The sequence below is a fragment of the Lacihabitans sp. CS3-21 genome (assembly GCF_024343675.1).
Lineage (GTDB): Bacteria > Bacteroidota > Bacteroidia > Cytophagales > Spirosomataceae > Leadbetterella.
Genome location: NZ_RJUD01000097.1, coordinates 87,504 through 112,478, shown reverse-complemented (window position 1 = coordinate 112,478; position 24,975 = coordinate 87,504). Strand labels below are relative to the sequence as shown.

Below are 24,975 nucleotides of genomic sequence, written 5' to 3'. Positions count from 1 at the left end.
GCTATTTTGAGTTTTTGGATTCGTTACTTAAGCTGTTTTTTAACAATGATTTTATTTCTGACAATTCTCTTTCTAATGTATTGATTCTTAAATTTTGTTCTTTTATGGCTTCAAGCAAAACCGCCGACATGTTCGCATAAGCCACTGATTTAAAACCTTTTGAATCAGTATTTACCAATTCAGGTAATACTTTTTCTATTTCTTGAGCAACGAACCCGATTTGCTTAGTTTGACTATGATGCTCATCTTTCCAGTTAAAATAAACGCCTCGAATCTGATCAATCTTTTGAGAGGCATTGTTTATTGGTTGAATATTTTTCTTCAAACGCCCATCAGAAGACTGGGTAAGCGTTCCAGCGAGAATAGCATTACCATCTCCACTCAACGACAATACATCAGAAGCATTGGGTACATAATAGAAATTAAATAGCGAGCTGGCAGCATCTGCACCTTTGTTAGCTGCCTGATGCCATCCATCTCCGTTGATATTTCGGAAGCTTATGCGGGCAAAATCATTTTCTTTTTCTTCAAGCAGTAATTGAAATTTATTGGTGGCATTTGAATTAGCTATAAATTTACCTGCGACACTGTTGACCGCCCCAAATACTTCAGAGACAATACCAAAAGTATCTCCACTTCCCATTGAAATAGTCTTTATTCCAATATTTAAACCACTTATGCCTGACGCCTCCGAATAGAGGCCAGTTCTATCACCAGGACTATTCTCATAATTTAAAGCTGCGAAATGCCCGCCAACTACCGAACCAGGACCTAAATTATCAGCACTTGCATATGTCCCGTATGCCGTATTGCTAGTACGAGTTTTGGTTTCTCCCATAAATGCATAACGGGAATTTGATGATAACTCATAGTGAGAATAAACTGAACTCATTATCCCAATTTGCAAGCCACGTGCGTTAGTTTCAACTGAAAAATAACCACCAACATTTTCAAAACTCGCCTCCCCTTTTGCCAATCCCACAACACCATAATTGCTACCTATCCCAGATGACTGTCCTAATATTCCGATGTTCATAACTAAGGAGTTATTGGCCAAAGATCCTATTCCAACCAATTGTCGTGTGGTTGGTGAATTTCCAGTTGACACAAATTGAGTACTGAACGTACCCCCAGAATATAATGCCGAATTCGGAGATGTCGGCATACCAACTATTTTTTGAATAGCATCTGTTCCTCTAGGGTCTGAGGTAATCGAATTTTGAGCAAATGAACTGAGACTAAACAGCAAACTAATAAAGTAAAAAAGTAATTTCCTCATGGTCATTTTAGATTTAAAATATTTGCTCCAAAACTATTATTAAACCCAAATTAACACTTGCACAAGCACGCCAAGAACATGGACAAAAGCGTCTTTTAGCCATTTTTGGCGAAATCAGATGGACTTTTACCAAAATATCTCTTGAAAAGACGAGTAAAATAGGCCGGATCAGAAAAACCCATTGCGTATGCAATTTCAGAAATATTGTTATCGGTGTTCAACAACATTTCTGCTGCGGATTCCATTTTGAGTGTGGTAATAAAATTAGTTGGGGTGGTATCCAGTTTTTCTTTAAAAATCCGCTGAAGTTGTCTTACACTAATAGCCAAGTCATCAGCCAATTCTGCAGAGCTCATATTTTGATCAAGTCTTTTGAGAACAAACAACTTTGCTTGATTAATAAATGCATCCTCTTGCGAAAGAGCATTTTTATCCATTTCCAGAAATGTAGTTAACTTCGAATCTTCAGAGCGTCTTTTAGGTTGCATATTCCTAAGTTTATAATTTTGCCGAACCAAAATGATCAAAAAAGGTAAAAATAAGGCAACAATTATCAAGCCCAATAACCACCCATACAAAGCAAGATATCGATTGAATATCTTCCAATAAGAAGGTTGTCCTTTGAGCGTGGCATTTGTCCAATTATCCGGAAAGCCAAAATCAGTTTTTCTATTGATATTCTGAAAGGAATATGACGGAATCGTGTCTTTTTCAGTAAGAGGTTTGATGTCGACATATTCATCGGCATCATTGATACACACATCTATTTTAAAATTTTGTCCTTTATGGGGGCGGATACCTAAAGCTGCCCAAGCAATTTGAAATTCGATTACATATCCTAAATCAATATCTCTTTCCTTATTAATGGTGCCATCAAACTTTGTGGCCAAATCCATAATAAAATGATTGGTAACCGTATCCTTTGGCACTTTATAATCTTTTATCTTTAAGAGATATTTATCACCCCCTCTAAAAACGGTAAGATTCCCCATAAAATCCATAATCAATTGATAATCATCATCATCCATTAGGTTTTTACTATTATTTTGGGTATCTATATATAATTCTATTCCATCATTAAAAATGAGTCTTGGGCTACCGTTTTTGTCTTTGGCAAGGTCGGTGAGTTGCTGGTCTTTCACCTGAAACACCCCATAGAGATGGTTTTCATCAAAACCAAAATCATATCGAAGCTTATTGGGTGATATTACAGGAGGAGAAGTTTGTTGAAAAGCATAACTAATTATTTTCCAGTCACTTATATCACCGTCAATAATAGGGGGATTGTCTTTATAGGAAATATGGATTTGTGCTCTTACAGAAATAACAGTTAGTAGCAACAAAAAGAATATTAACTTTTTCATGAAAATAATTATGCTCGCCAAATCTACATTTTTTTAGTAAAAAAGCGTTAAAAATACTTAAAAAGGCTTTAATAATGTTCAAATAAACTCACTGAAGTAAAATGCTAAATCACAAAACACTATTAAATTGTTTCAGAAACAGAACCAATATTGATGAAAAAGAAAACAATGCTACCAAAACTTAAATTATTCACACATTTCCCTTATTTTTGAGTTTAAAAAGAATAATATTCTATGATTGATATAGATCCTGTGGATTTGAAGATTTTAAAACTTCTAAAAAAAGACGGAATGATGACCAATAGGCAAATTGCCGTTGAACTCAATCTCACCACAACTCCCATTCACGAAAGGATAAAAAGACTTCGCAGAGATGGATTTATCGAAAAATATACCATAGAATTAAATCGCAAAAAGCTCAACAAAAACCTCATCGTTTTCTGCAATGTTTCGTTAAAAGAACATGCCCAACAGTTTTTGACGCAGTTTGAAAGAGACGTTCAAACCGTACCTGAAGTGGTAGAATGTTACTGTGTTTCTGGTGGTTCGGATTTCCTTCTTAAAGTTATTGTATCTGACATGGAAGAATATAAAGACTTTATTCTCAACAAATTAGCTGCAATATCAAATATTGGCAGTGCTCAGTCGCACTTTGTAATTACAGAAGCTAAACATTCTTCTATTATAGGAGAGTAGCTCTTTTCTTTTTTGAAAACAGTTTTTTCAGTATCCAAAAAACTAGCAAAATTGCTAAAACACCCATGATTAAGGGAATCCAAAGTGAAATCAGGGATATAGCCACCGAAAGGAAATTTTCAAATGAGCTAAAAAAGCCATTTCCGAAGCCTCCAGTAAATTTTGTAGAACCCAGTCGTATCAAAGAAGTACCGGCCTGAATAGTGCCCGCAACGCCACCTCCCGCCAATATACCCAGCCCCCATTGCAGCGTTGGATCATCAATTTTTAAAAATTGTGTTGTTAATAAGGTACCTGCCACAACGGACGCAGGCAAAGCTATACCATCTAATAGGTTATCTATAAATGCAATGTAATAAGAGGCAATTTCGACTACTGATGCAACTAGCAGAACAAAAGTGGCGGTATTGCTCAGCATCCAGCCAAAATTATCTGAAACACTTACTAAACCAAACCTAGCTGCCAAATTTGAAACCAAAAGTGGAATAAATACCCTAAAACCACTTCCAGCACTCAAGGCTACTCCGAGGAGCAATCCTGGCAACCAGCTTAACCATTCTTCCATTTTTTACAAAATATTCATGGTTTGCTCTTTGATTTTTTCGAGCTCATCTTTCATTTGAACCACCAAACGCTGTATAACTGCATCATTTGCTTTTGAGCCTATTGTGTTTATTTCACGCCCAATTTCTTGAGCTATAAAATTGAGTTTTTTACCATTTGACGCAATTTCCAACTCCTTTTTGAAATAATCTAAATGATTGGTCAATCTTACTTTCTCTTCAGAAATATCATATTTTTCAACATAGTAGATTAATTCTTGCTCAAACCTGTTCTTGTCAAAATTCTCACTGTTCATAAAATCAGCTACAGATTTCTCCAAACGCTCTCTAATAGCTGGTATCCTTTTAGGATCTTGCTCAATGACCAATTTTAACAGGCCCTCTATTATATCAATATATTCCACAAACTTCAGCTTAGTAATTTGGCCTTCTTGCTGCCTAAACTCCTTACAATTGGTAATGGCTTGCCCAATCAATTTCATGATTAACTTCCATTCTTCCTCTACTTCCTCCGTATTTAAGGCATTGGTATTGTAGGCATTTGGCATCATTGTGGCCATCCTGAGTACCTCAGTCTGGGAAGCCTCAAAACCCAATTCCTTTGCTGTTTGTATTAAATCCTTAAAATATGCTTTTACCAATGGTCGGTTAACTGTAGTCCCAGCCGATTCCTCATCTTTTGGTGTTACATTCAACATCATCTCTATTTTACCCCTTTCTAATTCTTTTGAAAGCAAATTCCTCACTTCGATTTCGCGATTAGAGAAACTTCTTGGAAGCCTGCAATAAATATCAGAGAACTTTGAGTTGAGTGTCTTTATTTCTACGGAAACGGCCATCTTATCAGTTTCGATAGAGGCAGAACCGAAACCCGTCATTGATTGTAACATAAATAGTGATTTTCTTTTGTGTAAAACTAAGGAATTAATCGCTGAAATTGGTCAATCTAAGGCAAAAAAGTGTAATTTTGCAGCCAAATTGACAGCATACATGGACATTATTGATATATTAACTAACAAAATCGAAGCCACCATTGAGTCGCTTTATGGAACCTCCGACAAAGTGGTTTTGCAACCCACTCGCAAAGAATTTGAAGGAGATTATACCTATGTTTTTTTTGGTTTGGTGAAAAGTTTAAAAAAATCCCCACCAGAAATTGGCAACGCCATCGGAACGGCATTGTTAGTTCATAATGACATTTTTGAATCTTTCAACGTTGTTCAAGGCTTTCTAAATTTGAAACTCAAACCAAGTATTTGGATAAAGGTTTTAAATGACCTTTTACAAATACCTGTTGGCTCGGAAATAAACCGTAATTCAGCCTCGGTAATGGTGGAATATTCATCACCCAACACCAACAAACCCCTGCACTTGGGTCATTTAAGAAATAACTTCTTGGGTTATTCCGTAGCCAATATTCTTGATGCAGCAGGCTCTGACGTCACCAAAGCCTGTCTTGTAAACGACAGAGGCATCCATATTTGTAAGTCGATGGTAGCCTACAAACATTTCGGAAAGGGCGAAACCCCGGAATCAGCAGGAATCAAAGGGGATCATTTGGTTGGAAAATATTATGTCGAATTTGACAAAGCCTATAAAAGCCAGATGCAAGAACTGATGACCAGTGGAGCAACTGAGGATGAGGCAAAGAAGTCAGCCCCTATCATGATAGAAGCCCAAGAAATGCTCTTGAAATGGGAGCAAAACGATACTGACGTTATTGAACTTTGGAAAAAACTGAACACTTGGGTTTATGATGGTTTTGAGAAAACTTACAAGAAAATAGGCGTAGATTTCGACAAAACCTACTATGAATCAAACACTTACCTTCTCGGAAAAGACCTGGTAGAAGATGGCCTTAAAAGAGGCATTTTCTATAAAAAAGATGATAACAGTGTTTGGATTGACCTAACAGACGAAGGCTTAGACAATAAGTTGGTACTACGTGGAGACGGAACATCAGTATATATCACCCAGGATTTAGGAACTACCGATCTAAAATTTGATGATTTTAAATCTGAAAAGTCCATTTGGGTAGTGGGTAATGAGCAAGATTACCATTTTAAGGTACTTTTTGCAATCATGAAAAAACTGGGTAGAAGTTATGCAGATGGCTGTTATCATTTGTCGTATGGTATGGTGGATTTACCTTCAGGCAAAATGAAATCGAGAGAAGGTACCGTAGTGGATGCAGATGAATTGGTAGACGAAATGATAGCCACTGCCAAAATAATGAGTGCAGAAAAAGGTAAAATTGAAGATTTGGAATCTGAAGAAAGTGCAGCACTGTTTAGAATGCTGGCTTTGGGAGCTTTGAAGTACTATTTATTGAAAGTAGAACCCAAGAAAAGAATGCTGTTCAACCCTGAGGAATCTATTGATTTCCAAGGAAATACAGGGCCTTTTATTCAATATACGCATGCTCGTATCAAGTCAATACTAAGAAAAGCAAATGTAGATGATAAGCAAATATTTAATCTGGAAGGTACTCATATCTTAAACAGAGAGGAACTCGAATTGGTGTTTCTAGTAAAAGATTACAGCTCAGTCATCAAAAATGCTGCTGCTGAATATTCTCCAGCCTTAATTGCCAATTACACCTATGAATTAGCCAAAACATTCAATGGTTTTTATACGCAGCATTCGGTGATGAACGAGGAAAACGAAAACATCAAATACTTACGTTTGGGATTGATCAAAAAAGTGGCAGAAACCATCAAACATGCCATGGGCTTGCTTGGGATTGATGTTCCCGAAAGAATGTAATTTGGAGTAGATATAAATATTACAAACAAAAACGGCAAGAGATATTCCTTGCCGTTTTTGTATGATAGCAGTCCAATTAATTTTCCACGATACTTAGGACAGGTATATCCGAAATATTTACGACCTCCTCTGCTATACTTCCAAAAAGAAAACGCTCAAAGCCTTTCCGTCCGTGCGTAAACATTATAATGAGGTCGATATCGTGGGAATCGGCATATTCTACTGTTCCTTTGGCCACAGAATCGTGACGGTATATCTCAAAATCAAAATTCTGAATATCATAAAGTTTTTCTACATCACGAGCTGTGTCATAAATATCACTTCTGTCATCTGTGCTTTCACCCGTATCAATAAATACGAACTTGTTTTTGGTTTGTTTTAGGTCAAACAAATCCATCGCTTTTTCAATGAAGCCAGTTTTTTCAAAATCTGTTACAAACAGAACATTTTCTATTTTTTCAAAAGCAGTATTTTCCTTCATGACCATCACAGGGCAATCAGCTTTTCTTACAACGTTTTGTGAGTTAGTTCCTTGAAAATAGTCTTTCCAACCATTGGCACCCTCAGAGCCCATAACAATCAAATCGGCCTCCTCACTTAAAATAGCAGGTATTAACTCATCAAAATTCTCCTTGACAATTCCTTCTATTTCAACATCCGGATACCACTCCTTCCATCTTTCTATTTCTCTGGCAGCATCGTCTTTCAACATATTGTAGTATTCATCTTCTGTATGGACAACAGACTCTACCAGCTGATATTTAAATTTAGGAAATTTAAACATGGTCATCAAATTTATTTTTGCATCCATGTTTTTGGCTAATTTCACAGCTGCTGCCATTGCGTTTTCAGCGGCCACATGAAAATCGGTAGGTACTAAAATGGTTTTCATTATCTGAACATTATTTATACCACAAATGTATGTCAGTAGCCTATCCAAAATAATGACGAAATCCCAATTAGGAGATGATTAACGACAGTTTTTACGCAAAACATAAAAAAACTATTTGGCTCTGATGGCAATCACAGGATCCATTTTAGATGCTTGTGAAGCTGGAATCAGTCCTGCCACTATACCAATGATACTGGAGATGGTCAAACCAAAAATTATGTTTCCAGATGAAAGTACAATATCCAAACTTCCTAAATCAATAAAGCTAGCTAAATAAACCAAAATCAAACCAAACAATCCTCCAATCAAACAAAGGAATATGGCTTCGAAAAGGAATTGGAACAATATAAAGTAGTTTTTGGCACCCAATGATTTCTGAATTCCGATAATATTTGTACGCTCTTTTACTGAAACAAACATTATATTGGCTATACCAAAACCGCCAATTAATAAAGAAAACAAACCAATAACAAAGCCACCAGCTCTGAGTGAGCCAAAAATGGTAGTAAGAAAATTCGCAGCAGCATCAGGCCTATTTAGGGCAAAATTATCTTCTTCAAGTGGCCTTAAGCCTCTAATTGTACGCATCTTACCTTTAATCTCACTTTCTAACTTCACCATTTTCAGGTCTGTTTCAAATGCCTGAACTTGTATCATTCCATATAAATTACCCGAGCTGAACATTCTCTTGTGTTTGACAAACGGCACATAAACTTTCTGATCAGGATTCCCTCCAACATCCACCAACTGCTTACCTTTTTTCTCTTGCATGCCTATCACCACAAAATTCTCTCCTTTGATTTTCATCTGTTTTCCAATAGGATCTTCTTCTCCAAACAGGGTTTCGCCTATTTCGGCACCAATTACCGCCACATTTCTTCCTGATTCTATTTCGGTAGGCGAAAAATATCTGCCATTGATTACAGGCACATCCGAAATCAAATTAAAGTCATAAGTAATTCCCTGAACGAGAGCATTATAGCTATTGCTTTGATATTTAGCTTGAGCAAGCGACCAGTCCATTATGGTCACCGCTGCTGCATTTTCGAGGTTGTCTTTGAGATATTTATACTCTGAATATTTTGGTCTAGGTCTATTGAAATACTTCCACCAAGGATACTCGCCATCTCCAAACTGCCATGGGAATTTATCAACATATATGGTTTTATCTCCAATCGAGCTCAAACTCGTTTTGATATTGGACTCCAAGGAGTCTACCATCGTATAAACGCCAATTATAGAGAAAATGCCAATCGTAACACCTAAAAGAGACAGCACTGTCCTAAGCAAATTAGAGCGAAGAGCTTGCCATGCAAACCTTAAACTTTCGAACGTGAGTTTGAAAAACAACATCCTTGAGAATTTATTATTATTGAAGTAAAAATTGCAAAAAAAAAGGAATTTGAATTAAGTAATTTTATAAATGATACAAAACACTTAACTTAACGGTAAATATCCATGATTGATGGAAACCCTGTTATAAACTTATCAACTAAAACTAACCAATGAAAAACCTCTTCGGCTCATTTTTGCTTTTAATTTTGATTGTTTTTGGATGCAAAACTAACCCCAAAACCACTTCCAAAGAAAACGATAAAGACTTGTTTTCGCTGTTTGTAGAAGACCCCGATACCAAACCATTTTATTCTGAGAAAAAAGGCGTATTTGCTAAAAATGGAATGGTGGCCGCAGCACATGCTGAGGCATCAAATGCGGGAATAGAAATACTCAAAATGGGTGGAAATGCCATAGACGCTGCAGTAGCGACGCATTTTGCACTTGCTGTGGTTTTCCCCTTCGCAGGAAACTTAGGAGGTGGTGGATTTGCCGTTATTCGAACCAAAAATGGCCAAGCTCACACCTTAGATTTTAGAGAAAAAGCTCCATTAAAAGCACATCGAGATATGTATTTGGACAAAGAAGGAAATGTAATTCAAGGATTGAGTTTGCAGGGACATTTAGCCAGCGGAGTACCTGGGTCTGTTGACGGTATGGTAGAAATGCACCAAAAATTCGGAAAACTTTCTTGGAATAAACTTTTAGAACCTGCCATAAGACTTGCAGAAGGTGGTGTTATATTAACCGAAAGAGAAGCCTTGGGTCTGAATAACAATCTGGCGGTTTTCAAGAAAGTTAACGGCGAAAATCTAAATTATTTTGTAAAGCCCGATGGCTCAAAATGGGTAAAGGGAGATATTCTCATCCAGAAAGACCTGGCAGAAACATTAAAATTGATACAATTACAAAAACGTGCTGGTTTTTATGAAGGCAAAACCGCCGCTCTTCTAGTGGATGAAATGACGAAGGGAGGCGGAATCATAAGCCATGAAGATCTTAAAAAGTATCACTCAGCATGGAGAAAGCCTATTGTTGCCGGTTATAAAAAGTATAAAATCATTACTATGCCTCCATCCTCTAGCGGCGGAGTAGCATTGCTTCAATTATTGAGACTAGTGGAGCAATACCCGCTTCAAAAATGGGGTTGGAACTCCTCCAACACCACACAAGTAATGATTGAAGCAGAAAGAAGAGTTTATGCAGATAGAGCAAAATGGATGGGAGATACCGACTTTATAGATGTACCTATTGACAAACTTATCAGCCACGAATATTTAAAAACAAGATGGGCTGATTTTGATAGTACAAAAGCAACCGATAGCAAAAACATTAAAGGAGGCATGCTACCAGGTTATGAATCATTAGAAACCACTCATTACTCAGTAGTTGATGCGGATGGAAATGCTGTATCTATCACTACCACCTTAAATGGAGCTTATGGAAGCAAGGTTATTGTAGCAGGTGGAGGTTTTTTAATGAACAACGAAATGGATGATTTTAGCATAAAATCTGGCGTTCCGAACATGTTTGGATTGTTAGGTTCAAAAGCCAACGAAATCCAACCTGAAAAAAGAATGCTCAGCTCCATGACACCGACCATTGTAGAAAAAGACGGAAAATTATTGATGGTGGTAGGTACGCCTGGTGGAAGCACCATTATAACTTCAGTATATCAAACTATTCTGAATGTGATTGAGCACAAAATGACCATGCAGCAAGCTGTAAATGCCTTAAAGTTTCATCACCAATGGTTGCCTGATCGTACTGTTTTTGAAGCCAATGCATTCAGTGATAAAACTTTAGAGACTTTAAGAAATAAGGGTTATATCTTGGATCAACAAAAGGGAACTTTGGGCAGAATGGACTGTATCTTGGTATATCCTGATGGAACGCTAGAAGGTGCTTCTGACCCCCGAGCCGACAATACCAGCATTGGATTTTAAAGTACAATAACCTATTACTTGATACCCAAAAATGGCGAATGGCCGAAGATTCACATCCTCGACCATTCTTTTTATCACTCAATAGAAATTCTCTTTTGTAATTTAATTATCCCTTTTCCTATCCAAATCATTTAAGTAAGGTCCTCTGGCTAATGGTTTTTCCTTTCCCATCTGTTCCAAATACGGTTATGAGGTATTTTTTACTCAAATCCGAATTGTTAAAACTAATACTTGTTTTTCCATAAATATCAGTCTTTTGAAGCGGGTTCCAATATAAGGTCTTCCGTTTGTCAGGTTTGGCAACTGCCTTAGTATATTTGGGAGCGTATATATTTCTAGCATACGAATAGCCCATAAATGTCTGAAATCTATTGTTTTTATAAACACTAAAAAGATCATTTCCTTTTGAGGTGAGAAGGTTAACAATGCTACCAGATGCTTGGCCAAGTTTTGTAGTTTTCTCCTTTTTTTGAATAAAATCTAACCAAACTATATCTGAAGGCTTAATCAGATCCAAGAATTCAAGAGGAACTCTTGTTCCATCTAACATCACCCAATTCTCATTTTTATTCATGAGTTTTCCTGTCAATTCGGGTATTTTACTCTCTATTAAATTTACTAAAGTAGGAATACCAGAACTCGAATCTACAGTTATGCTTGTCGCAAAATCAGGCTCCCAATTATATGCACGACGTCTGAAATCATTTTTAAAATCTTTGTTCTTTTGACCGGTTATTACTACCTCTTTCAAAGCCATAGATTTAGCTGGCAAAGCTGTATTTGGTTTCTGAACTACAGGCTTATTTGCAGCATTTGAAGGTGCCAAAGGCTTCATTGTTACGACAGGTTTGTCTACAACAGTTTCAACTTTAGGACTGTAAATTTCATCAAATTTTAGCTCTAAGAACTCTCCTATTTCGTTGGCTGCCAAAACTTTAACTGTATCTGTCCAGTGATCTCTTATTTCAAAATTCCCACTTGAATCTGTAACGGTCTCTTGATATTTCATTCCAATTTTATCCCAAAAATACAATTTCAGTTTCTCATTCTTTTTCAAAATTTGACCTTGAGAAACAGATGCCTTCATCAACAGATTGTTTTCGGCTATATAATTTGAGGCTTTTGCTTCTTTCTTCCAATCTTGCGTCATCATAAGATTATCCAAATAGAACTTTGAAACTGTAGGTTGAAACTCAAACAACGAGTCCAGTTTTTGAATTTCTGACTCAAAATCTGCATCAAAAACTAAACTATTCTGCATAATTTCAACTTTCGGACTAAACACTGCCGGTGGAGTAACGTCAACTATTGAAATAGATAAGTCGAGATTCGGAATGGGTTTTTGGTTATCATCCAACACCATCAAATCAAAATTTACTTTGCCTTTTGGAAGCAAATTGGGCTTATAGTTTTTTACTGACAAACTATTTTTTGCATTGGTCAAGAAATAAACCAATCGCTTGCAAACTGCTTTTCCTTCCAAATCTTCAACGGCAATTTCTACAACTCCTGCATTCGGTACTAAATCATTTTTGAGAACAAACTTAAAATTTGAACTTGTGGTTTCGAATGGAAGTTTCAAAATAATCTCACCCCTTTGACGGGCTACGATATTAAACCTTGCGGGTTCATTGCTATTTGTAAATACATTTATAAGTACACCATCTGAAAAAACAACATTGTCAGTAGCCAAAACATAGCCTATGGTTTGTGCCGCTGGCAGCATTTCTTTATATACCTTACCTGCATGGGTAAAAACAGCAAAATACTTCATACCAGAGGTAGGCTTGAGTATGAATGTTCCTATTTTCTGTAAATCAGGATAGAAAGTGGTCACCAATTTTCCGGTGCTATCTTCTATCTTACCTTCGAATGACTTAGGTAAACTAGGAAAGTTATTGAATTTTATAGCCACCTTACTTGATATTCCGTCCACCAATTGACCGCCTTCAGGATAAAAAACAACTTCAGGTTTGGCCAGATTTTTAGAACTTAATAGGCCGATAGGTGCCGGTATCGTACCCACGATTTTAATATTTCTGGTATAAAAGGCTTTTTCACTGTAATTTCTCATCAAATTGGTGTAGGCAGTTAATTCATATTGTCCAGACACCAAATTTTTAGGCAAGATAAACTGAGAATTGGCATGTCCATTTTGCACAACTACTTTTGCTTCTTTAATAATTTTATTAAGCTTATTCTGAAGCAATAGATATACTACTTGACTTTTTTGCGAAAGATGATGAGAAGTAGCTTCAAAAACATAGGCTTTAAGCCAAATGGTATCGCCAGACACGTAGTTGTCTTTGTCTGTATGAACAAAAATCTTTTCGGATTGATAATTTGATGACTGAGCGAAAAGTCGCCCACAAAGTAGTAACGATAAAACTAAAAACTTAAACTTTTGCATATTAGGAGGCCACATTTTGGGTTTAGACTATTAAATACAAATACTGTGCCTATGTAAAACAGCCTTTAAATATAATCGTATTTAATTAAAATTTTAACCTATTACTTTATGGAGATAATCAATATTTATGCCGAAAATAATTTTCACGAATTTCTATGAATTAATTCCTCCAAAAAAAGGGCATAAAAAAAACCCGATTACTCGGGTCTTTTTTTTTATTCCGTTTCTGCAGTATCCGTTACCTCTGGATCCTTGTCGGCTCCCTCCACCACAGCTATTTCATCTTTTTTATCTAAAAACTCCTGATAAACTGTTGGCTTATCAAAAGGCCTCTCCCCTATTAGCCCAACCAAATCATGCTGATAAATGATTTCTCTTTCCAATAAAGCTTTAGCCAGAATTTCGAGTTTGTCACGGTGTTCTAAGAGTAAATCTTTGGTGGCAGAATATGCCAAATCAATCATTTTCTTAACTTCTTCGTCAATAACTTGTGCTGTTAGCTCAGAGTAAGGTTTGGTGAAAGAATACTCACTTTGACCTTTAGAATCATAATAACTTACGTTTCCTATTTTCTCGTTCATACCATACACAGTCACCATGCTATAGGCCAACTTGGTAATTTTCTCCAAATCGCTCAGAGCACCAGTTGATATTTTTCCAAAAATCACTTCCTCAGCTGCTCTACCGCCGAGCGTCATGCACATTTCATCAAAAAGTTGTTCTGTACGATATAAATACTGCTCTTTTGGTAAATATTGAGCGTAACCTAAGGCCGCAATTCCTCTTGGAACTATACTTACCTTAACCAATGGATTGGCATGTTCTAAAAACCAACCAGCTATGGCATGACCAGCTTCGTGATAAGCTACAATTTCTTTCTCCTCTGGTGAAATCAATTTATTTCGTTTTTCCAAACCACCAATTTCTCTGTCAATAGCGTCTTGAAAATCCTTCATTTCAACTTGCTTTTTGCCTCTACGTGCTGCCAAAAGGGCCGCTTCGTTACAAACATTGGCAATTTCAGCACCAGCAAACCCTGGAGTTTGAGCGGCCAATTTCTTAGGATCAACTTCTTCAGCAAATTTTATAGGCTTCAAGTGTACCTTGAATATCGCCTCACGACCATTAATATCTGGCACATCCACACTTATTTGGCGATCAAATCTACCTGGTCTTAACAAAGCAGGATCTAAAACATCAGGACGGTTGGTTGCAGCCAAAATTATGATTCCAGAATCAGATCCAAAACCATCCATTTCTACTAAAAGTGAGTTCAATGTATTCTCTCTTTCGTCATTTCCTCCTGGCATAGAGCCTTTTCCGCGGGAGCGACCAACTGCATCAATTTCATCAATAAATATGATACAAGGTGCTTTTTCTTTGGCTTGTTTGAACAAATCTCTCACACGAGCAGCTCCAACTCCAACAAACATCTCCACAAAGTCTGAACCTGACAAAGAGAAAAACGGCACACTTGCCTCTCCAGCTACAGCCTTGGCCATCAAAGTTTTACCTGTTCCTGGAGGGCCTACTAACAAGGCTCCTTTCGGTATTTTACCACCAAGCTCAGTATATTTACCTGGTTTTTTCAAAAACTCTACAATCTCTGTAAGTTCCTCTTTGGCTTCATCCAATCCTGCTACATCTTGAAAAGTAATTTTTACTTTATTATCTGCATCAAAAAGTGCGGCTTTCGATTTTCCGATGTTAAATAATGCACCTCCTGGACCACCACCAGACATACGTGTCATGATAAAATACATCAATCCGAAGAAGAACAATATAGGGAACCATTGCCAAAAAATATTCATATAGTCACTTCTAGTGACTGTTTCTGGATACAGTGTACCTTTAATATCTTCAGGAATAGCGGCTGTTTTCAAGAAGTTATTGTACTCATACATAAATGAGTCTTCTGAAACAATGTCCACACGAAGATGTGGTCCTGTTGAAAATTTATTATTGGCCAGTTTTGCCTTGTATTCAGGTTTTGTAAGGGCCGTTGGAGAAAGGTTTATCTCCAATGAATTAGTACCTTTAACCAAGAAAACCTTCTGTACGTCGCCATCTAGTACCATTTTTTCAAACGACTTATATGGTACAGATCCTAATTTGTTTGTACTGCTAAAAAATACAAGGCCCATGATGGCTAATATTAAAGCCGCCACTACCCATCCTTGAAGCCCACCAGGATTTGGAGTCAGCTTCTTCTTCGGTTTATCCGAAGAATTGTTGTTGTTGCTTTCAGACATATTGAATTTTAAATAAAATCTTTGGTTATTTAACTAAGTGGAGTTAGAGAAGGTTTCAATGTATCGCCATAATAAGTACAATCAGCATCGCCCCAAAGCGACTCAATGTCATAGAATTCACGACGATCCTTTTTGAAAACGTGAACGACCACGTCTACATAATCTAATAATATCCACTCTTTATTTTGAATTCCCTCCTTGTGCCAAGGAGATTCTTTGGTAGACTTGAACACCTCTTCGTCTACCGAGCCAGCAATGGCGTCAATTTGTGTGTCGGAACTTCCGGAGCAAATAACGAAAAAGTCTGTAATAGCACCCTGAATCTTTCTTAAATCCATCTTTATGATATCAAAACCTTTTTTTTCTTGCATTCCGTTAATAATGGAATCGCACAATACCTCACTCGAAATCTTTTTCTTCATTAAACTGTAAATTGGTTAAATTTGCGAGCGGTAAGTAAAACTCTAAATAAGCTCACATCGCAGATTTTCTATAAAACGCTAAATTAATTTATTTTGGTCAAAATTCAGCCCAAAACTTTATTTGTCGGCAAAAATCTAATATTTCTGCCATCTTGTCATTCTACCAACGACATTGCAAGCGAAATAATTCAAAATAAAGAATTTATTGACGGAACTGTCATCCTTACCGACCACCAAACTGCTGGGAAAGGGCAGAGGGGAAATGTCTGGGAAAGTGCCCTAGGAGAAAATCTTTTGATGAGTGTTATTATTAAAACTTCTTTTGTAAAAATTGAACGCCAATTTGACCTCAGTATTGCCGTGGCAATATCCGTATTTGAGGCTTTAAATGCTTACGCCGTTTCTAATTTATCCATAAAATGGCCTAACGACATTTATCTGAATAATAAAAAAATAGGTGGAATACTGATAGAAAACAGCATTTCAGGGCAAAAAATGGGGAATTCTATCATAGGAATTGGCTTAAATATTCACCAAACTAAATTTGAAAACCCAAGAGCAAGCTCTTTGATTTTGGAATCACCTCAAATCAATTTTATCAGGGATACGCTTGTTGAAAAAATATTGGAATTTTTAGAACAAAACCTTGAAGCATTGAAAGAACAAAAAACCAATCTTCTTAAGAAAAAGTATAACGACAACCTCTTTGCAATAAATGAACATAGATTATTTAAGACTTCTGAAGGAATATTGGAAGGCAAAATAACTGGCGTGACAGAAAATGGGCTTCTGAAATTAATAAGTCAAAACAAAGAAAAATATTACAATATCAAGGAAATAGAATATCTTTTTAATGATTAGCAAGGAGAAATTTGGGTAAGTCGTACTAAATAATATTTTTGCAAATAAGCAAAAAATAAATCAACCTATAATAAAAAAAGCTGGACAGTATATTTTTAACCTATGGAATCAAATACAGAAAGAAAAAGGCTTTTAGAAAGAAAAGATAACAAGGGCTGGAAAAAATGGGGGCCGTATCTTTCAGAACGTCAGTGGGGTACAGTGCGTGAAGATTACAGTGTATATGGCGACGCTTGGAATTATTTAACCCATGACATGGCACGCTCGCGTGCTTACAGATGGGGAGAAGATGGTATCGGAGGTATTTCTGACAATAAGCAGCACATTTGCTTTGCATTGGCTCTATGGAATCACAAAGATTCAATTTTAAAAGAAAGGCTGTTTGGCTTAACCAACAATGAAGGAAATCATGGAGAAGATGTGAAAGAGCTGTATTACTATCTCGATAGTACACCAACGCATTCTTACATGAAAATGCTGTATAAATACCCTATTGAGTCATTCCCTTATGAAAAAATAACAAGCACAAATAACCACAGAAGTATCAAGGAAGATGAATTCGAAATAATTGATACAGGAGTATTTGATGACGATAACTATTTTGATATTTTTATAGAGTATGCAAAAAAAGACATCAATGATGTTTGCATAAAAATTACAGCCACTAATAGAAGTAAAAAAGACGCTCCGCTAACTTTACTTCCTACAGTCTGGTTTAGAAACACCTGGTCATGGGGATACGATGAGTTTGAAAAAAAACCTATTCTTTCGGGTATAGCAAACAGCCAAATAGAAGTAAATCACAGGCTATTCGAAAGAATGAAATTATACTGTTTGGATGCCGACCAATTGCTTTTTTGCGAAAACGAAACCAACATGGAGCGGGTTTTTGGCAAAGAAAATACCAGTTTATATACCAAAGACGGCATCAACAATTATATTATTCATGGAAAAGAAAAGGCCATAAATCCCAATAATATTGGAACCAAGGCCTCCGCAAAATATTCCAGAAAAATCAAAGCTGGAGGTTCCGAAACTTTTTGCCTCAGATTTACAGATCAAACAAATCTCAAAGAACCTTTTCAAGATTTTGAAGCCATTTTTGAAGAAAGTCTAAAAGTTGCAGATGATTTTTATGAGATTGTTCAAAAAGACATCCAAAGCGAGGAAGAAAAAGCCATTCAAAGACAAGCTTTTGCTGGAATGATGTGGAGTAAGCAATTTTACTATTATAACATCGACCAGTGGATGAATGGCGACCCAAAAATGCCATTTGAATTTAGAGGAAGGGCATTTGAAAGAAATTCTCCCTGGAAACATGCCTACATGGCCAACATACTTTCAATGCCCGACAAATGGGAATATCCATGGTTTGCGGCCTGGGATTTGGCCTTTCATACTGCTACACTGGCACGCATCGACCCTGACTTTGCCAAAAGGCAGCTAGCGGTTGTTCTTCGAGAATATTACATGCATCCCAACGGACAGATACCTGCGTATGAATGGAATTTCTCTGACGTAAACCCTCCAGTGCATGCATGGGCCACTTGGAAAGTGTACGAAACCGACAAAGAAATGAATGGCGGCAAAGGTGACGTTGGCTTTTTAGAAAGAATTTTCCATAAACTACTGCTGAACTTTACGTGGTGGGTAAACCAAAAAGACGAAGACGGAAATAATATTTTTGGTGGTGGATTTTTAGGATTGGATAATATCGGTGTTTTTGACAGAAATGCACAGATACCTGGTGTAAAACTTCAGCAAGCAGACGCCACTGGGTGGATGGCCATTTATACACTTAACATGCTCAAAATCGCTTGCGAAATATCTTTAGAGCGACCTGCGTACCAAGACATGGCCTCTAAGTTTTTTGAGCATTTTCTATACATAGCCGCCGCCATAAATAAACCTATGGACGAGGAAGGTAATGGCCTTTGGGATGAAGACGACCAATTTTATTACGACAAAATATATACGCCCAATGCCAATACTTTATTCCTGAAAATCAGATCATTGGTAGGTTTGATACCTCTGTGTGCTGTAGAGGTAATCAGCGAGGATTTATTACAAAAATTACCTGACTTTAAACGTCGATTGGAGTGGATTCTTAAAAATAGACCTGACCTTGCGGGTTTGATATCGAGGTGGCACGAGCCGGGGAAGGGCGAAACACACTTGCTTTCGTTGCTCAGAGGCCACAGGATGAAAATGGTATTCAAACGCCTTTTTGATGAAAGCGAGTTCTTGTCAGACTATGGCATAAGATCCATGTCGAAATTCCATTTGGAGAATCCTTATCATTTTAATCTTCATGGCGAACACCTGAATGTAAAATATACCCCAGGCGAGTCTGACCTGACTATCATGGGAGGAAACTCCAATTGGCGTGGGCCGGTTTGGTTTCCGCTTAACTACCTGATAATAGACTCTTTACACAAATACTCCAACTATTACGGCGAAGATTATGAAGTAGAATATCCAACAAATTCAGGGGAGATTGTTACGATAAGAGAGGCCGCACTGCAAATATCGGAGCGTTTAATCAACATCTTTAAAAAGGGTGAAGATGGCAACAAACCGTTTATGGGCAGTGTAGAAAAGTTTAACAAAGACAAGGACTTTAAAGACTACTATCATTTCTATGAGTATTTCCACGGCGACAACGGCAAAGGCTTAGGAGCAGCTCACCAAACCGGCTGGACTGGCCTCGTAGCGGATTTGATTCAGGAAGTGAATGAGAAGAAGTGAGTAAATCTCACCCAAACAATCCCCCACTAACCTCCTCCACAAAAATCTTTTTGTCGGTGATAAACGGGCGGTTTTCTTCGAGGAATTCGGGGAAGAGTTCCATGTGGTGGAGCATTGGACTAAAGTCGTAAGTAGCTATGGAGTAACTTTCAATATGGATTTCCTTGAAATCGTAGATGATATATTCCATCTCTGTGCAACCCTTGTCTTTGAGGGCATACATGTAGAGATTCTGAAAATTGTACTGAAACTTGTTGGGTTTGTAACTCGAAGTTGTTTTGATGTCTATCACTTTGCCTTCGCCAACCACATCAGCAAAACCGTAAAACTGAATATTTTGGTGGATGAATTTTATGGGCATTTGCTCTACTCTTGAAGTTGGCAACAGGTATCTTACTTTTTCAACTATTTGATTTTCAAATGCATGTGGCTTGTTTTTAAGAACAGCATCCTCAAAATTTGATCCTTTTTTCATCCTTTTGAGTGTGGCATCATCAAAATCTCTGATGCGATTTATCCTGTTGAGTAGTTGAGTTCGCATTTCCAAAGTGGGCGAACCCAGGTATTTCCCAAACTCGTTGAGCAAGGTAGGATAAAGACGATACTTAATATCAGACATGAGCAGCCAAGGCCTCAAGCTCAGCCATTTGTATTAGATGGTGTCTGGTGTGCATTTCAAGGTTTCTAAACCATTCTTGAGCGTTTAAAAAACCAAAGACCGGATGTTTAGATTTATAATCTCCGGCGTCTTGATGTATCAGCTCCACCAAATCTTTGGCAGCTGCTAAAATCTCTTCTATTTCTAAAAGATATTCATTTTTGGGTTTACCCTTATATATTACCACCCCAAATTCCTCGGGCATCTTTACTTTTTTGTTCGGAAAGCCATTGTTATTCATTACCCATTCGCCTGCCAAGGTCTTTTCTCCTCCTATTTGTCCGCTTCTTTGGTCGAGGCATCTTTTGATATTGGCCAGAAAAAACTTTTTAGAAGATTCACAAATGTGTTCATACATTTGAGCCAGAGACCATTTTTCAGGATTTGAAATATAAGCAAATTGCTCTTCTGTGAGCCTATGAATGCCATCAATAAGCACAGTAAATGATTTTTCTATTCCTATTAGGGTGTCGTTTTTGTTCATCGTCTATTTTAAATAAAACTGATTACTTGGGCCACTTTCATTGTGAAGCCTGTCTAATGCGGTAATTACGTAGTAATAGCTTTTCCTTTTTGAGGCGTTTCTGTCTGAGAATTTATAAATCCCAACATTCCTGATAATCGAAACAATTTTCTTTGGATTTTCGAGATTTATTTCTTCAAATTCTTCAAATCGATACAATACAAAACTTTGTATATTTTCTCTGTTCAAAGTAAGTTTAGAAGGCAACTTCCAGGTAACTTCTGAACCATAGTTTTCTGTCCTTTTTACGTGCAAAGCTGTAGGGCTATTCGGAGCCATACCGTCTTTCCAGGGCATTGAAGGCAGCAAGGCAGGATATTTGTAAATATTTTTGAGCGTATCCGATATACCCAAATTATTAGTTACTAAATACTTAGAACTAAAAAAAATACTTCCCGAAATCTCTTCAGACTTAAGATTACTTCTTACTTGTTTTCCTATTTGGCCAGCAGTTTTCCATGATTTTTCTGTTGAGTTCTTGTCGACTTTATACACACTGTGTCCAATATACAAATGCCTATTTCCATGGTTTTCTGTCCACCAATCTACCAAAGACTTGTAAGGCACTCGCACGTGATCAAAAGCAAAATATACCTGCGGGGCGATATAATCAATCCATCCAGAATTTACCCATTTGCGGGTATCGGCAAACAAATCGTCGTAAGATGACAATCCTCGAGTTGCTGACCCTTCATTTTTTGGGGATTCATTTCTCCAAACTCCAGCGGGGCTTATACCAAATTTCACCCATTTTTTCTCCGCACTAATAGCCCTGGATATATCCTTAATTAGTGTATTAATGTTATTTCTCCTCCAATCACCGATGTTTGAGAATTCTGAACCATATTCCTTAAAAGTTTCTGAATCATCAAAAGTCTCGCCGTCTATGGCATAAGGATAAAAATAATCGTCAAAATGAAGACCATCTATATCGTAGTTTTTTACCAAATTGACTGCTACTTTTTCAATGTATTCTCGCACTTCTGGTAGTCCGAAGTTATATAGTTTGTAGCCTCCGTAACTTATAAACCATTCTGGATGGATCTTGGTAATGTGTTCTTTGGAAACTGATTTTGCATTCTTTTGAGTACCTCGATTGAGATTGAGCCAGGCGTGAAACTCCATGTTTCTGTCATGGGTTTCGTCTATCATAAATTTTAAGGGATCATAAAAAGGATCTGGTTCTTTGCCTTGGGTACCAGTGAGCCATTCTGACCAAGGCTCATTGCTATTGGCATAAAAAGCATCAGAAGCAGCACGAACTTGAACGAAAACTGCATTAATTCCAATTTTTTTATGAACATCGAGAATATGCACGAACTCATTCTGTTGTTGATCCGAACTCAGCGATTTTTTTGAAGGCCAATCAATATTGTCGATGGTGGCTATCCAAGCAGCTCTGAATTGTCTTTTCGGAAACAATATATCCTCCTTGTTGGATATAACTGGACGTTTTGGTGTGTTCTTAGGTGTACATTGCCCTAGAATAACTACTACAATTAAGAGCAATAATTTATACTTCATTCAATAAAAAAAACACTTTAACATTCAAAATTATAAAGATTTTACTTCAAAAAAAACACTTTTCTAAACGGAATGTTACTTTGACTAAGCCCTTCTATAGTTACTTTCAGAGGCAAAATTGGATTTTCCCCAATAATTGCAGTAGCATTTCCCTTTTCATCAGTCAAAATTTCTGGATTCCAATAGGATGTTGGCAAACTTTCTGGCAAAACCATTTTTATGCTTTCTGGTGAATAAACCTCCGCTATTTTATAGCCTTCCACAGCCACTTTGGTAAAATTCTTATCTGCAATGTCATCATAAGCACTTTGTTTATCTTTTTGAAAAATGGATACAATACCATTTTTACCTAAGTCGCCATACATGTTTGACATCCTTGCTACCACTTCAACTCTCAAAACATTGTTAGGGTTTACAGAATTTATACTCCCCATCGGAACACCATCTATCAAAATTAATGCCGCATTAGAATTATAAACAGAAGTTGCCCCTCCTCTTAAAACGAAATTAGTACCTCGCATTTGCAAACTCGGCACTTTTTTAAGAATACTATTGATTAAACCCGTCACTCCATTGGTTGCATTTATTTCATTTTCTTCTATTATATAATCAGGTCTGCCGTAGAGCATCTTTTGTCTTTTATCCTTGCCTTTTTCTTTGATTTCGGCACTTTCAGCTGCAATTTCTTTGAAAACAGGTTCCGGTTGGGTTACAATTTTATCTTTCAAGTCTATTGGAACAGCATTAATTGTAGGGTAATTAACATCATTCTTAATGATAAAAATATTCTCTTTCATTTTTTTAGAAACTGGCTGAAGATAAATGTCAGATTGTCCATAAAAAGTCAGTCCTTTGAACACAAAATTGCCATTTACATCTGAAGAAGTTTGACTAAAGTTTTGAAGATCATTTACAAAAACATTCAGTTCGCTTTGCACCGGTACCCGCTTTTTATCTAGAAAAATGCCATTAATTTCCAAACCTTTTTCCATCAAAAAAGGCATTGATTTGGGTTTCTTTAACTCTTTCAGATTCAAATCATTTCTGATGTCAGTGTCCAGATTCAAATCTGGAGAATATTGTGGATTATTTACCGAAACAGAGAAATTTGCACCAATAGGACTATCTCCCAAGTCTTTAAATGAAAAGTGGATTTCACCAGTTTTGGAATCAAACTTTTCAATATTTGCCTTTATTTTATATTCCTCAATGTCTAATATTTGCTCATCTTGGGTATTGATTTTTTCGTTTCTAGTTAGAACTGGTATTGATTTTCTGAAAATCAAATTATCGAAGTTTCGCATGTAGTTTGTAAAAGCCCTTATTTGATAGATTCCTTTAGGTAAATCAATCGGCAAAACCACCGCTCCGTATCCAAAACCATTCGAAACTTCAATTTTTTGGGTTTCAACTACTTTCTTAGATTCATCTATTAATTGCACATACAGTACTTTGCTGGCCGTGTCATTTTTGGCAAAAGATGAGTAATTCAAATAAGCTTTAAACCAAAGTTTATCTCCTTGAAAATACATGGTTCTGTCGGTATGCAAATGAACAGTCTCAGCAAACGGAGCTTTCTCGAACTTTAGGAAATACGCCTCATTGGCCGAATCATTCATGTTGTAGTCAGTCGGCAAAATCCCAGACACTTTCAAGAAGTCCATATCACCTGCCACCACAATGTCTTGATAATTATAAGGCATACCGTTTTCATTCACATAAACATTGTTGCCTTTTACTTGCATCCAACTTATACCATAATCTATACCTTGATAAGTTTTTAGATCGGACTTAACAGACTGATTGTGAACTTCTAGATTGTCTCGTATATAAATTTTCTTGATTTCAGGACTTCTACCCAAACCTACCATATCTTTGGCATCATAAGCCAGTACAGACTTGCCCAATTCGGCCTCAAAATTATCTGTCCTTATGGCATTTGACCCTGGCTTGGGTGCATATAACTGAAAACCATTCACATCTAGCTTCTTATCTATCAATGACTTAAAAAGAAAAGCTGGAGATTTCCTATAAGCAAATGCCCTATTTGCATACCATTCTTCCAATTTGGCTTTATTGGAGGGCACCATTTCCGTAAAATACACATTACCACCCACTTTATGGAGATCTTTGCCTACATAAAAACTATATAATTCAAACGAAATCTGGTAGCCCAAAGCAGAATTCTTGATTTTGAGTGGTTCTAATGCTTTGGCATAAAATCCATCTTCTTTCTCATCAAAATCCAAAACCCAAGCGTTTTCTATTTCACATTTATCTGCAAAATCGCTATCTCCCAAGAAATATGACTTGAATTTCTTCAACTGCTTTTCCCATTTTTTGTCTCTTTTAGACTTTACTTGAACTTCCGTCAACAAATTATCAGAGGGAGCCAATTCAATGTCCAATGTAATGGTTTCTCCATCTTTGGCTACTATTTTCTTGGAAACAGACTTATAACCCACATAACTAAAAACCAAATCAAACTCCTTAATAGTAAGATTGTTCAATTGGAAATTTCCCTCCAGGTCAGAGTTTGCCCCGATGGTGGTTCCATTGACAAAAATATTGCAGGATGGAAGGCCTTCCTTTGATTCAGCATCTGTGACTTTGCCTTTTAGGGTGATGTTTTGTGCAAAAGTTAAAAAAGGGAAAAGAAAAAGGAGTAGTGTTTTCTCAAATTTCATTCTGGGGATTTTTTATAGTGAATAGTTAATTTTATTTATCAAACGTCAA

At 36.9% G+C, this 24,975-nt stretch carries 18 protein-coding genes; 5 read left to right on the top strand and 13 right to left on the bottom strand.

What is annotated here, in order from left to right:
• Position 1: 1 nt before the first annotated feature.
• Entirely contained in the window at positions 2–1,279 is a 1,278-nt protein-coding gene (locus EGI24_RS15070; RefSeq protein ID WP_255049301.1) for a tail fiber domain-containing protein, read from the bottom strand.
• Positions 1,280–1,374: 95 nt separating this feature from the next.
• A complete protein-coding gene (locus EGI24_RS15065) occupies positions 1,375–2,643 on the bottom strand; it encodes a helix-turn-helix domain-containing protein (RefSeq protein ID WP_255049300.1) in 1,269 nt (422 codons plus the stop codon).
• Between the two features lie 234 nt (positions 2,644–2,877).
• Between EGI24_RS15065 and EGI24_RS15060 the strand changes: the two genes are divergently transcribed.
• Positions 2,878–3,339: an Lrp/AsnC family transcriptional regulator gene (locus EGI24_RS15060; protein WP_255049299.1), complete on the top strand. Its 462-nt coding sequence runs from the start codon at positions 2,878–2,880 to the stop codon at positions 3,337–3,339.
• Here EGI24_RS15060 and EGI24_RS15055 read toward each other — a convergent pair.
• Positions 3,326–3,904, bottom strand: a complete 579-nt coding sequence (locus EGI24_RS15055) for a DUF4126 domain-containing protein (RefSeq protein ID WP_255049298.1) — start codon at positions 3,902–3,904, stop codon at positions 3,326–3,328. The genes EGI24_RS15060 and EGI24_RS15055 overlap by 14 nt on opposite strands.
• Before the next feature lie 3 nt (positions 3,905–3,907).
• The gene (locus EGI24_RS15050; RefSeq protein ID WP_255049297.1) at positions 3,908–4,792 is read right to left on the bottom strand and encodes a YicC/YloC family endoribonuclease; all 885 of its coding nucleotides are present in this window, start codon (positions 4,790–4,792) and stop codon (positions 3,908–3,910) included.
• Positions 4,793–4,892: 100 nt separating this feature from the next.
• On the opposite strand from EGI24_RS15050, the gene argS reads away from it, so the two are divergent.
• The gene (gene argS / locus EGI24_RS15045; protein ID WP_255049296.1) at positions 4,893–6,668 is read left to right on the top strand and encodes an arginine--tRNA ligase; all 1,776 of its coding nucleotides are present in this window, start codon (positions 4,893–4,895) and stop codon (positions 6,666–6,668) included.
• Between the two features lie 76 nt (positions 6,669–6,744).
• Here argS and EGI24_RS15040 read toward each other — a convergent pair whose 3' ends face one another.
• Together EGI24_RS15040 and EGI24_RS15035 are read right to left on the bottom strand one after the other, a co-directional pair.
• Entirely contained in the window at positions 6,745–7,560 is an 816-nt protein-coding gene (locus tag EGI24_RS15040) for a universal stress protein (protein ID WP_255049295.1), read from the bottom strand.
• A 111-nt stretch (positions 7,561–7,671) separates the two neighbouring features.
• The gene (locus EGI24_RS15035) at positions 7,672–8,913 is read right to left on the bottom strand and encodes an ABC transporter permease (protein WP_255049294.1); all 1,242 of its coding nucleotides are present in this window, start codon (positions 8,911–8,913) and stop codon (positions 7,672–7,674) included.
• A 152-nt stretch (positions 8,914–9,065) separates the two neighbouring features.
• Here EGI24_RS15035 and ggt point away from each other — a divergent pair, with 152 nt between their 5' ends.
• A complete protein-coding gene (gene ggt / locus EGI24_RS15030; RefSeq protein WP_255049293.1) occupies positions 9,066–10,841 on the top strand; it encodes a gamma-glutamyltransferase in 1,776 nt (591 codons plus the stop codon).
• Positions 10,842–10,968: 127 nt separating this feature from the next.
• On the opposite strand, the gene EGI24_RS15025 is transcribed toward ggt, so the two are convergent.
• The 3 genes from EGI24_RS15025 to rsfS form a co-directional block, all read right to left on the bottom strand.
• On the bottom strand, positions 10,969–13,251 hold the full coding sequence (locus tag EGI24_RS15025; RefSeq protein WP_255049292.1) for a hypothetical protein: 2,283 nt from the start codon (positions 13,249–13,251) through the stop codon (positions 10,969–10,971).
• A gap of 215 nt (positions 13,252–13,466) precedes the next feature.
• Positions 13,467–15,503, bottom strand: coding sequence for an ATP-dependent zinc metalloprotease FtsH (ftsH, locus tag EGI24_RS15020; protein WP_255049291.1), 2,037 nt, complete (start codon positions 15,501–15,503; stop codon positions 13,467–13,469).
• A 29-nt stretch (positions 15,504–15,532) separates the two neighbouring features.
• Entirely contained in the window at positions 15,533–15,925 is a 393-nt protein-coding gene (gene rsfS / locus EGI24_RS15015; protein ID WP_255036839.1) for a ribosome silencing factor, read from the bottom strand.
• 93 nt (positions 15,926–16,018) lie between these two features.
• Between rsfS and EGI24_RS15010 the strand changes: the two genes are divergently transcribed.
• Together EGI24_RS15010 and EGI24_RS15005 are read left to right on the top strand one after the other, a co-directional pair.
• Positions 16,019–16,786 (top strand): biotin--[acetyl-CoA-carboxylase] ligase, encoded by a 768-nt coding sequence (locus EGI24_RS15010; protein ID WP_255049289.1) that lies wholly within the window; start codon positions 16,019–16,021, stop codon positions 16,784–16,786.
• A 102-nt stretch (positions 16,787–16,888) separates the two neighbouring features.
• Complete coding sequence (locus tag EGI24_RS15005; RefSeq protein ID WP_255049288.1) at positions 16,889–19,534, top strand: MGH1-like glycoside hydrolase domain-containing protein; 2,646 nt, start codon at positions 16,889–16,891, stop codon at positions 19,532–19,534.
• Between the two features lie 7 nt (positions 19,535–19,541).
• On the opposite strand, the gene EGI24_RS15000 is transcribed toward EGI24_RS15005, so the two are convergent.
• The 4 genes from EGI24_RS15000 to EGI24_RS14985 are packed head-to-tail and all read right to left on the bottom strand — an operon-like array spanning position 19,542 to position 24,926.
• A complete protein-coding gene (locus EGI24_RS15000) occupies positions 19,542–20,153 on the bottom strand; it encodes a hypothetical protein (RefSeq protein ID WP_255049287.1) in 612 nt (203 codons plus the stop codon).
• Complete coding sequence (locus EGI24_RS14995; RefSeq protein ID WP_255049286.1) at positions 20,146–20,676, bottom strand: DinB family protein; 531 nt, start codon at positions 20,674–20,676, stop codon at positions 20,146–20,148. Before EGI24_RS14995 ends, EGI24_RS15000 begins: the two co-directional genes overlap by 8 nt.
• A 3-nt stretch (positions 20,677–20,679) precedes the next feature.
• On the bottom strand, positions 20,680–22,239 hold the full coding sequence (locus EGI24_RS14990; RefSeq protein ID WP_255049285.1) for a glycoside hydrolase family 10 protein: 1,560 nt from the start codon (positions 22,237–22,239) through the stop codon (positions 20,680–20,682).
• Positions 22,240–22,280: 41 nt separating this feature from the next.
• Complete coding sequence (locus EGI24_RS14985; RefSeq protein ID WP_255049284.1) at positions 22,281–24,926, bottom strand: carboxypeptidase-like regulatory domain-containing protein; 2,646 nt, start codon at positions 24,924–24,926, stop codon at positions 22,281–22,283.
• Positions 24,927–24,975 lie beyond the last annotated feature (49 nt).